This is a genomic window from Streptomyces sp. NPDC102437 (genome assembly GCF_044765565.1).
Classification (GTDB): Bacteria; Actinomycetota; Actinomycetes; order Streptomycetales; family Streptomycetaceae; genus Streptomyces.
Window position 1 is genome coordinate 1 of record NZ_JBIWKI010000092.1, and the last position, 10080, is coordinate 10080.

Here is a 10080-nt window from a genome sequence, read left to right on the forward strand (position 1 = left end):
GAGGAGATACGCCGCATCCACACCGACAACTACGGCGTCTACGGAGCCCGCAAGGTCCATGCCGCCTTGGTGCGCGAAGGCTTCACGGTGGCCCGAATGTGAGGTGTGGGTTGGGTGTCACTGGTTGATGCGGGTTGGTGTCATTGATGGTCGAGGGCCTGGTAGGGCCCCTTTTTTTTGGTGGTGCGGGTAGTGACAGGAGTCCGTGTTTCACGGTGACGGGTGGCCGTGTGGGTCGGTGTCATGGGGGCCATACGTCCTGAGTCGGCGGTGGTGTGTAGCAGGCGGGCCGTGATGGGGGAGTGGTTTTTGGGGTGGTTCATCAGCGCGGGGTGGGGAAGCGTTATTGTGTTTTGGCTGGTGACGAGTTGGCTCCGTAGCGTCCGGGGTTGTGACGGACGAGGAGGATAGTGCGGGTGGAGCGTCGCTGGCTGACCGGCGTGAGCTGCTGCGCGCGGTAGCCGTTCGTGGGCTTCAGCAGCGGCGTGCTGGGGGTGAGTTGACGACGGCGCATGTCCGTCTGGTGGCGTCGTCGCTGGGTGTGAGTGTGCGGACGGTGTGGCGGTGGCTGGCGCGGGCCGAGCAGACCGGTTCAGCTGAACCGGTGCCGCGCGCCCGCCTCGAGATCACCGACGAAGTCGGCGAGGTCCTCGCGGACTGCCTGGGCAATGTGAAGCGGGCGCACGAGGAACTGGCCCGACGGGCCCGTGCGGCCGGTCGGCGGCCTCCGGGCCTGAGCACGCTGCATGACGCGATCCGGCGGGATCTCACCCCGGGGTTCATGGCCGGGCTGCGTGAGGGTATCCCGGCGGCGCGTGACTACGACCCTGCGTTCAGGCGGCCTGCGGTGGGCCGTAACGAGGTGTGGGAGGCCGATCACCAGCACGCGCCGCTGCGTGTCGTGCTGCCCGAAGGTTCCCTGTCGCGGGTGTGGGTGACCTGGTACGAGGACCGGGCGACATCGATGGTGATGGGGTGGGCGGTCACTGCGTCCAGCGCGCACCGGGACTCGGTCCTGGCCGCACTGCGCTCGGCAGTCTTGATGGGCGACGACTACGGACCGGCCGGGGGCGGCCGAGGCTCACCGGCTCATCGGGAGCGGGCGAGTGAAGGGGAGGATCGTCCTTGTTCCATGAGGTTTCATCACATGTCGCGCCGGCATCGGAAGCGATGCCGACGTGACGGGCTGCTCGTGTGGCTTCGTTCATCTTCGGGGATAGCGTTTGTCGGCATTTCAGATCACCCTCCGGTCGGCGGCCACGGCCACCTCGGTGAAGTACGTGCGGAACAACGGCTCGTCACCGGGCGGCACCCGGAACGCGGGCGAGGTGGTGTACCAGAAGGCGGCCGGGTCGGTGCCGTAGAGCGCGGCGTTCGGATCGCGCACGGTGCCGATGACCAACTGGCCGGGTTTGTCGGGCTTCTTGTAGTGCACCAGCGCCCCGAGCCATCGCAGCGGCACCCGGAGCTCGGATCTCCCCATGCTGAACAGTTCGAACACCCCCCGGTCCATGCGTAGATGCAGGTTCTCGTAGTCGAACGTGAGTAGATCCATGGCGGGACGATAGCCCGGCTCCCGGGTCACAGCGCGACCACCCCCACCATGGCGGCCGTCGCCACGATCAGAACCCCAACGGCGTCGACGGTCATGTCCCGCTTCCAGGAACGGCGTTCGGTCTCGACGTCCAGGACGAACACCGTCGGGTCGTCGGGGGCGTAATCGAAGCTGCCCGTCAACGAGGCCGGTGGCGAGGCCGCGGGGGCGGTGCGGGGGCCTCGGATCTTCCAACGCTTTGTGGCGCCGCCTACGCCACCGGGGCAGACGCCGACGGCGCCCCCCACCGAGCCGACCGAACTGTGGGCCTGCGCCCCCATGCGCCGAAACCCCCGGGCCGGATGAGCTGTATATCGAGACTCGGGCCACGAAGCCCGGTCCAGCCCCCGTGAAGGGCATCCGGTTCGATGGCCGCTCGTCGGCCGGCGATCGCGTCGGCGAGATCCGCCTCGGGCCGGACCGCCTGGTCTCGCCCCGCGCGCCGACCACGACGGCGAGGGCGACCACGGATTCGCCCTGCTGGTCCGCTGCCCGCACGACGACGACTGCGACGCCCCGGCGTGGCAGGCCATCCACTCGATCGCCGACCTGCCGACCGCGCACACCAGCACCACTGGGCCGTCACCGGACAGCGTCTGCACCGTCCACGGCGGGCCCGACGACGTCGACCAGGAGGCCGACGACCACGAGTCCTCGGGGGAAATGGAGTGACCGCGGCAGGAGACGAACCCCCTCCGCGGCATTTTTTGGTCACCTGACCTATATTTGGTCTCATGAACGACGAACTCTCCTTCGACGCCGACGGACCTGTGCTCCTGGTCGGCGGATACGGCACAGTCGGCGCGGCACTGGCACGGATGGCCGCCCCCTCGTGGCCGCTGGTGCTCACGGGGCGGACCGTGCGGCGCGGACAGCAACTGGCAGACGAGACCGGCGCGGAACTGCGCACCTGGGACCTGACGGACCCGGCACCGTTCCGGGCGCGGGTCAGCGCGGTTGTCGGTGTCGTCAACGATCCGGACGACCGCGTCCTGCGCGCCGCGATCGGCGGCGGGGTGCCGTTCGTGGACGTCACCCGCTGGACCACACGGATGCAGCGCGCGGCCACCGTCGCGGCACTGGCGGGCCCGACCGCGCCGGTACTGCTGTCCTCCGCGTGGATGGGTGGTGTGACCAGCCTCGTCGCCGCCTTTCTCGGCGACAGGCTCGGCGGCGCGGACACGGTCGATGTGGCCATTCGCTGGGACCTCGGCGACCGGGCGGGCGCGGACTCGGTGGAGTTCATGGACCGCCTCGGACTGGACTACGAGGTGGTGCGGGACGGGCAGCGGCGCACGGTCATGCCGCTGAGCGACGTCCGCCGCATCCGTATCGGGGAGTCGCTCACCCGGGTCGCCCGGATCGACACACCCGAGCAGTTCACCCTTCCTCTCACCCTCGCGGCCCGGACCGCGACAACCCGGATCGGCTTCAGCTCGCCCGCGTCCACGACAGCCCTGCTGGCCGCCAAGCGGCTCGGGTTCTTCCGCTGGGGCCGCGGCGAGCGCTTTACCGGTGCGCGCCGTGGGCTGCTGTACGCACCGGGCGAAGGAGGCACGGCCCAGCTGCGCATCGACGTCACTCACGGGGATGACACCCTCTCCGCGACCGTGACCGACCGGGCCGGGCAGGCGCATCTGACCGCTCTGGGCGCGCTGATGGGGCTGCGTCGGGTACGCGGCGAAGATGGTGCCCCCGCACCGAGCGGCGTGGTCTTTCCCGAACAGCTCCCGAGTCCGCAGAGCGTGCCCTCGGACCTCGCCGCGCAGGGTGTCGACCTGGTTGTGCGCAGGGCCGTGCGCGACGAACAGGCGGAGGGCAGGGCGGCATGAGCGAACGATCCCCGGAACAGGACAAGCGCACGCCCGCCACGACCAAGGGCGCCCAGCGGCATGCCGCGCTCCTGGACGCCGCCGAGAAGATCCTCTTCGAGTCCGGATACGGCGAGTTGACCATGCGGGCAGTGGCGGCCGAGGCACAGACCCGTCTGGGCCACGTGCAGTACTACTTCCCCTCCCGCACGGAGCTGATCGCCGCGGTCCTGCGCCGTACCCTGGACCGTTCTCTCGACAGGCTGACTCCGTTGTTCGTCGATGCGGCAGCGCACACGCCGCCGGACACGGAGGGGCTGATTCGTCAACTGCTGGCCGAGCACGATGATCCGCGACTCGTCCGGGTCTACGCCGAGCTGTGGGCTCTGGCGGGCCGTGACGAAGCCGTCGCGGCGGTCATGCGCACGTTCTACAGCGATTACCAGAACCATGCCGCCGGGTTTCTCCGCGCCCGCAACCCAACTCTCTCCGACACCGTCTGCCAGGCACGGGCAAGGGTTTTCACCGTGCTGATCGAAGGAGCGTCCCTCTTCCGGTCCGGCATCGCCGCCCACCGCACAAAGGAAACCGACACGGAACTCATCAACACGGCCACCGCTCTGCTCGGCTGACCGAGTTCTCGGAAAAGCGGGATTGCACCGGTGTCGGACGGCCCGAGACCCAGCGGATCGGGTCTCGGCCGACGACGCGACGCCATCGCGTCCAGGCCCGCGAAGGCGTGCTCGCGCCGGCGGCCGGCCACCGCGTAGTGCCGGCCGCAGACGACTGCGACCTCGGCGGCCGCGGCAAACGATTCCTGGTCCGCCTCCTTGATCCGCGAGGTGGTCAGGAGTGTGGAACCGTCGCCTCCCGCAGGTCCCGAAGGAGATCTTCAACGGCTGCGAGACGACGTCGACCACCGGACCTGCCCGCATCGACGTGGTTTTCTGTCACCAAGGTCGATGGCGGAGGCGGGGTGCCGGGCAGGGGTAGCGTTCCGGCATGACGTCAGCGCTGCCTCGGTTCCCGCCGTATCCGGTCTGTGGCGTGTGTGTCTTGCATCGGAAGCAGAACTGCGCGCCACATTTCGCGGAGATAGAGGTGGATTTCGAGCCCGCAGCCGAGGGCTTCGCCTTCGAGGTGGCCCAAGAGCCGACCCATCCCGCGCGCACCGCGGCGCTGTTCGCCGGCGTCGTCGCCCGCCCCGGCGAACAGCACCTCGCCCTGGCCGCCGGGGACGCCCTGGGCGCGGCCGGGTACGGGCTGCGGCACGGCGGCTACAACGGCCTGATGGAAGCCGCCGCCCAGGGCGCCACCCGCCACGGGGTACCGGTCACCGCGATCACGCTGGCCGACCGCCCGGAGTGGGGGCCGTTCAACCGTCACGTCACCGACGTCGTATACGCGCCGACGATGGGAGACCGGCTCCACGCCTACCTTGACGACGCGGACCTGGTGCTCGCCATGGGCGGCGGGGTCGGCACCCTGCACGAGGTGACCGCCGCCCTGTACTACGCGACGACGATCCGCCCCATCCCGGTACGGCTGCTGGGCCCGGCCGCCTGCCGCCTCGGCACCTTCCTGCGCACGGAGCAGTGGCTGGTGCAGGGCCCGACCCGGCCGCTGGGGTTCCTCGCCGACCTCCCCGACGTTGCCGCGCTGGAGAAGGACCTGGCCGTTCTCACCTCCGGAAGCCTGCGATGACGGCCCCGACGACGTCCGCCGTGCTCGCGGACCGGATCGGCGCCGCGTTCCGGCCCGGTCCCTACCAGTTCCCCGACGGGCGCACCCTCGACTCCTACTTCGACCCCTACCGACTGGCAGCCGCCCCGCTGCTGCTCCGGGAGACGGCGGCCGCGCTCGCATTCCTGCTGCCCCCGGACACTCAGGTAGTGGCCGGGCCGGCGCTCGCGGCGATCCCGCTCGTGACCGCGGTGTCCCTGCACACCGGGCTGCCCGCCGCCTGCCGCGATCCCACCCGCGCCCGCCACTGCAGTGCCCCGGACGGCCAAGGACACCTGCTCGGTCTGCCACCGCCTGCGCCGGCTGTGCTCCGACACCGGCCACTGCGCCTGGTGCTCACGAACCTGCGCCCTGTGCGGCGCTCCACGACGATCCTCCCAGGACCTGTGCGCGGTATGCCGACACCGCTCGGCAGGCCGACCGGCACGGGGCCAGTGCCAGCACTGCGGGCGCCGACGAACCCTCGACGCGGCGACTCGGCGGTGCCGGGCCTGTACCGATCCCACCACCACACCGCCCCCGGCATGCTGCGAACGCTGTGGCACCAGCGGCCAGTGGGCCAAGGGCCTGTGCAAGCGCTGCTACGAGCACTCACCGCACACCGTCATCACCCGCGCGACCGGCTGGGCCGAGCGCATGCCCGCCGCACCACCCTGGTGGAGCGACTTCGCCGCACACCTCGCCGATCACCGCCACCCCATCTACGCGGCCGACGTCGTCGCCACCACCGCACGCCTGATCATCGCGACCACGACCGGCGATCCCGGCACACTGCTCGCCCACGCCCACAGCAACGCCCCCGAACTCGTGGGGGCACTCACCGACTTCTTCCGCACCCACGGCCACCTCGCCCCGCCACCAGACCTCGCCGACCGGCGCGCAGCAACCCGCCGTACCCGCCGCATCGAGGCCATCCCCGCCCCACTGCGACCCCAGGCCGACGCCTTCGCCGACTTCCTGCTGCTCCAGCGCGAGCAAGCCCGCCAACTCGGACTACACCCCAATCAACTGAAGACCATCGAGATCCGCCTGGACACCATCCGAGACCTGGCCCTCCACCTCCACCCCAAGGGACATACGAGCTGGGCGAGCATCACCACCACCGACCTGGAATCCTTCCTCACCCTGGCCCCGGACCGCCGCGCCTCCCACCTCGCAGGGCTGCGCCAGTTCTTCGCCTACGCCCACCGCTCCAAGAGCATCCTCCACAACCCCACCGAGCCGATAACTGCCGTACAGCAGAGGGGATTTCACGGACCCACTCTCACCACAGGCAGGCAGCGCACCCTGTACGAACGGTGGACCACCAACTACGACATCCACCCGCACGAAGCCTTCATCGGCCTCGCCGCCCTCCTGCACGCAGCAACCATCACCGAGCTGCGCCAGCTCACCGACGCCGACATCGCCCCCGACCGCCACAGCGTCCGGTTCCCCGGCAGATCAGTGCACCTCCCGTTGGACAGTGCGACCTGGACGGCGCTGCAACGCTGCCAGGAGCACCGGAGCCGACTCGGTACGGACAACCCCCACCGGCTTGTCACCCGGCTCACCCGAACAGACCACGGACCGGCTGGCGCCGCCCACATCCGCGACAGCCTCGCTCCCGTCGGCCTCCTGCCGCGCATCCTGCGCTCCACACGTCTGCTCGCTCTCGCAGAAGAACTCGATGCCAAGATCCTCACTGTCTCCTTGGGGATGTCCTACGCAGGAGTCGCCCACTACCGGCCCTCCCCGAAGCTCACCAGGCCCCTGTGATGGATCACCAGGCCCAGGCACCGTCCCGGCCAGGGGAGCGACCTCACCAGCGCATGCCGAGCTGGTCGAGGTCCGCCCGTCGCTGCTCGGCGAGCCTCCCAGCCCGTTTCCGTACGTTGTCGAGCCATGTGCCGAGCTTGACCCCCACGACCTCGCCAGCGCCTGCCTGACGGCAGACCAAGCCCGCTTCCGTCTCCACCTGCTCGATGTGCTTGCGGGGCACACGCAGGTGCCCTTCACGTGCGAGGAACTGCCGCGCGGCCGCGAGGTTGACCGCCCACATATCATCCTGTGTCCGTTTCACCGGCTGCTCTGCCTCTTCGGCGGGTTCGATGCCGAGGACGTTTTCCAGCAGCCATTGCTGTGCGGGCAGGAGCTGTTCCCACCCGTGCCGCTGCGCCGTAACCCAGCGTCCGAGGTCTTCTCCTTGCACGATCACTTTGCCGGCCGCCACCGGCAAGTCCCCGCCGTCCTGGAGGAGGTTCTGGACGAGTCGGAAGCAGCGCTGCCACCCGGTGTCCCAGACGGGGCACCATCCCGGGTCGATCTCTTCCAGCGCTGCGCGCCGTGCCTCGGTCAGCGCGCCCGCGCTGGAAGCAACGGGGAGGCCGGCCTGCCGCCGCTGCACAATCTGATCCGCTGCCCGGGCGGCATATCGCTGGTTCTTGGTCCATGCACCGACGGGGTATCCGTCCCAGACCGCGGTCGCGGGCGGCAACAGGTGCCCGTGCACGGCCGCCCAGGCGCGGGCTGCTGCGAGGCCTTCCTCGAACGCGACATCCTGATGCGACCACACCATCCCCAACCCGGCCAGCTGTTCCACCCGACCCGTATCCAGACGCCCGGCCTTGTGGGATTTCCGCTGGTCGGCGAGCCATGTCCCCAGCGGGAACCCGGCCGGAACCCACCCTTCGGGGGTGGTGTAGTCGTACGGCACCCGCAACTGCTGCGCCCCGGCCTCTTCCACGTACCGCACGCATGCCTGGATCCCGCGCCGCCAGAACGTGTTCTCCGGCTCGATCACCCGCAGCTTCACGAACCGCGCAAGCAACGCCGGATCCCTGGGTGTGCTGAACTTCAGCAGCTCCCGCGCAGGCGTGCTCGGCCCCCGCTCACCCTCCGACACCTCCCGCTCAGCCTCCGCCTCGCCTTCCTCGGCCGTCTCCTCCTGCCAACTCCCGCTCCGGATACGGGGATCCGCGAGGTGCTCGATCGTCTCGGTGTCATGTGCCCGCAGCGCCCCGAGGACCTTCGCGAGGGTTCCGTAGGCGTCCGAGGTCAGCATTTCGTCCGGTGTTTCGCCCGGTGCGAGGAATACCGGAACAATCAGAGAAGCAATCTTTCCCTCACCGGGTCTGATTCGCAGGGCGCGTCCGACCATTTGCACGATATCGATCATCGACCCCCGTGCATCGCAGAACGCGACGGAATCACAATTCGCCGTATCGACGCCCTCGCCCAGCACCTTCACCGAGCTCAGCACCCGCAACGCCGCCGGCACCAACCCCTTCCCCGAACGCCGCCCACCCCTGCTGCGCCCCCCGGCACTACCCTCGACCAGCTGCGCCTGGTTCTCGATGACGTCGGAGGCGAACTCTTCCAGGACGGCACGCCGGTGGGCGGGCGGGTGTTCGCCACAGAGCCAGTCGGCCCATACCCGCTCCGGCTCCGGGTAGCGCCTGGGGTTGTCTTCCGACAGTTTCCGGGCTGCGTCGACGATGCCCGTGGCCATGGCTTCGGCTTCGCTGACGCGGCTGTGGAATGTCAGGACCTTGCGCAGGTTCTCCTCGGCGGCCGCGGTCACGAGTCCGGTCTGCAGTGCGGCGAGCCGTGCTCCGCGTGCGGCGTCCGACCCGTACCCGGCTTCCTGGCGCAGCTGATGGAACTCGGGGTCGTTGATGTCGACGCACACCACCTGGTACGGCGCAACCAACCCTCGGCTCACCGCCTGTGAGAGTGTCAGTTTGTACGCCACCGGCCCGAACACCCGCGACCCCGGGTCCATGCTCGCGATCAGCCGCGGCTCCCCGCCCTCACCACTCCGGGCATGTTCGGGTGCTTCCCAGATCCGGGCCGTGGCGGTCATGTACAAACGGCGGGTCGCCGGCATCTTCGTCTGGTCGTGCACCGCGGCCCACGGCTTACCCGCGTACCCACTGGTGCGGTGCGCCTCGTCGACGACCATCAGGTCAAACGCACCAAGCCCGGCACTATGGGCGCGCTGGAGGATACCGAGGCCGACGGCGGCGTATGTGGCGAACACCGTGACCCGCTCCAGACCCCTTACCCAGGAGACGAGTTCGCCCGGATCGGTTGTGCACGGCACACCGTCGGAGTCGTCGGCCCGGAGCGAGCAGACCCCGACCATCGCCCCTGTACGGCCTCCTTCCCGCCACGCGGCCGCGGTCTGGGTCAGCAGGCCCAGTGTCGGGACCAGGACCAGGACATGCCGCGCGCCGAGTTTCTCGGCGGCCGCGACGGCGATCAGCGTCTTCCCGGAGCCGGTCGCGGCGATGACCTGGGTCCGCAGCCCCTCGGCCGGCAGGTGTCCGCTCGCAGGCGTCTGCAAGACCCTCAGAACTGCGTCGACCGCCTCCACCTGATGCGGGAACAACTCCTTCAGCGTCACCAAAACTTCCTCTCTTCGACCGCTTCAGAGATATTCCCAAGACAGAAAAGACCCGGATCCCTGTGCAGCAACATGCATTTTTCAGCGACAACCAAGACACAGACAATCGACCCCACGGACAGCGGCAGGACGTCGGCTCATACTCCTTAATCTAGCTGGGCATCAAGAATGACGCACACCGACCACAGAAGTGTTCCTGAACCGACAGTCCGTAATCTGCCCAGTAGCCGTCCCCGCCAACCCCCGAACACTCCTGACAGGGACTCAAGGGACCAGAGATCAGGTAGGAAGCCCCGGTCCTCACGACCCGTCACCGCACCTCCCAGCAAGGCCACCCTCAACCAGCAGCCAGGCCAAGGGCCATGCGGAGCATGGCCCTTGGCCTGGATCGCGGAGCGATCCAGGCCGCAGTCAACGAAGTTGACTGCCCGGGCCACGGAGTGGACCGGCAACCCCGGACGAAGTCCGGGAACAACGCACGGAGTGCGTTGTCGTCTTCCGCCGCGTAGCGGCGGCGCGTCGTGTTCGCGGAGCGAACCGCGCGC

General features: G+C 69.3%; 7 protein-coding genes and 1 pseudogene. 5 read left to right on the forward strand and 3 right to left on the reverse strand.

The window, feature by feature from the left end; genetic code table 11:
* Positions 1 to 96 (forward strand): annotated as a pseudogene (locus tag ACIRJP_RS41015) (IS3 family transposase); the annotation flags it as partial.
* 1138 nt (positions 97 to 1234) lie between these two features.
* On the opposite strand, the gene ACIRJP_RS41020 reads toward ACIRJP_RS41015, so the two are convergent.
* Together ACIRJP_RS41020 and ACIRJP_RS41025 are read right to left on the reverse strand one after the other, a co-directional pair.
* Positions 1235 to 1555 (reverse strand): hypothetical protein, encoded by a 321-nt coding sequence (locus ACIRJP_RS41020; RefSeq protein ID WP_404186117.1) that lies wholly within the window; start codon positions 1553 to 1555, stop codon positions 1235 to 1237.
* 26 nt (positions 1556 to 1581) lie between these two features.
* A complete protein-coding gene (locus tag ACIRJP_RS41025) occupies positions 1582 to 1875 on the reverse strand; it encodes a hypothetical protein (RefSeq protein WP_404186119.1) in 294 nt (97 codons plus the stop codon).
* Between the two features lie 453 nt (positions 1876 to 2328).
* On the opposite strand from ACIRJP_RS41025, the gene ACIRJP_RS41030 reads away from it, so the two are divergent.
* The 4 genes from ACIRJP_RS41030 (at position 2329) to ACIRJP_RS41045 (ending at position 6906) form a co-directional block, all read left to right on the forward strand.
* A complete protein-coding gene (locus ACIRJP_RS41030) occupies positions 2329 to 3426 on the forward strand; it encodes a saccharopine dehydrogenase (protein WP_404186121.1) in 1098 nt (365 codons plus the stop codon).
* Positions 3423 to 4037, forward strand: coding sequence for a TetR/AcrR family transcriptional regulator (locus ACIRJP_RS41035; protein WP_404186123.1), 615 nt, complete (start codon positions 3423 to 3425; stop codon positions 4035 to 4037). The genes ACIRJP_RS41030 and ACIRJP_RS41035 overlap by 4 nt, the downstream gene beginning before the upstream one ends.
* A 469-nt stretch (positions 4038 to 4506) precedes the next feature.
* Positions 4507 to 5109: an LOG family protein gene (locus ACIRJP_RS41040; RefSeq protein ID WP_404186125.1), complete on the forward strand. Its 603-nt coding sequence runs from the start codon at positions 4507 to 4509 to the stop codon at positions 5107 to 5109.
* A 675-nt stretch (positions 5110 to 5784) separates the two neighbouring features.
* Entirely contained in the window at positions 5785 to 6906 is a 1122-nt protein-coding gene (locus ACIRJP_RS41045; protein ID WP_404186127.1) for a hypothetical protein, read from the forward strand.
* 43 nt (positions 6907 to 6949) lie between these two features.
* Here ACIRJP_RS41045 and ACIRJP_RS41050 read toward each other — a convergent pair whose 3' ends face one another.
* Positions 6950 to 9535 carry a Helicase associated domain protein gene (locus tag ACIRJP_RS41050; protein ID WP_404186129.1) on the reverse strand — a complete coding sequence of 862 codons (2586 nt, stop codon included), beginning with the start codon at positions 9533 to 9535 and terminating at the stop codon, positions 6950 to 6952.
* Positions 9536 to 10080: the final 545 nt, after the last annotated feature.

Bases quoted from the DNA above. Each gene is read 5' to 3' on its own strand.
- ACIRJP_RS41020 (WP_404186117.1), bottom strand. From the start codon at position 1,555: ATGGATCTACTCACGTTCGACTACGAGAACCTGCATCTACGCATGGAC.
- ACIRJP_RS41025 (WP_404186119.1), bottom strand. From the start codon at position 1,875: ATGGGGGCGCAGGCCCACAGTTCGGTCGGCTCGGTGGGGGGCGCCGTC.
- ACIRJP_RS41030 (WP_404186121.1), top strand. From the start codon at position 2,329: ATGAACGACGAACTCTCCTTCGACGCCGACGGACCTGTGCTCCTGGTC.
- ACIRJP_RS41035 (WP_404186123.1), top strand. From the start codon at position 3,423: ATGAGCGAACGATCCCCGGAACAGGACAAGCGCACGCCCGCCACGACC.
- ACIRJP_RS41045 (WP_404186127.1), top strand. From the start codon at position 5,785: ATGCCCGCCGCACCACCCTGGTGGAGCGACTTCGCCGCACACCTCGCC.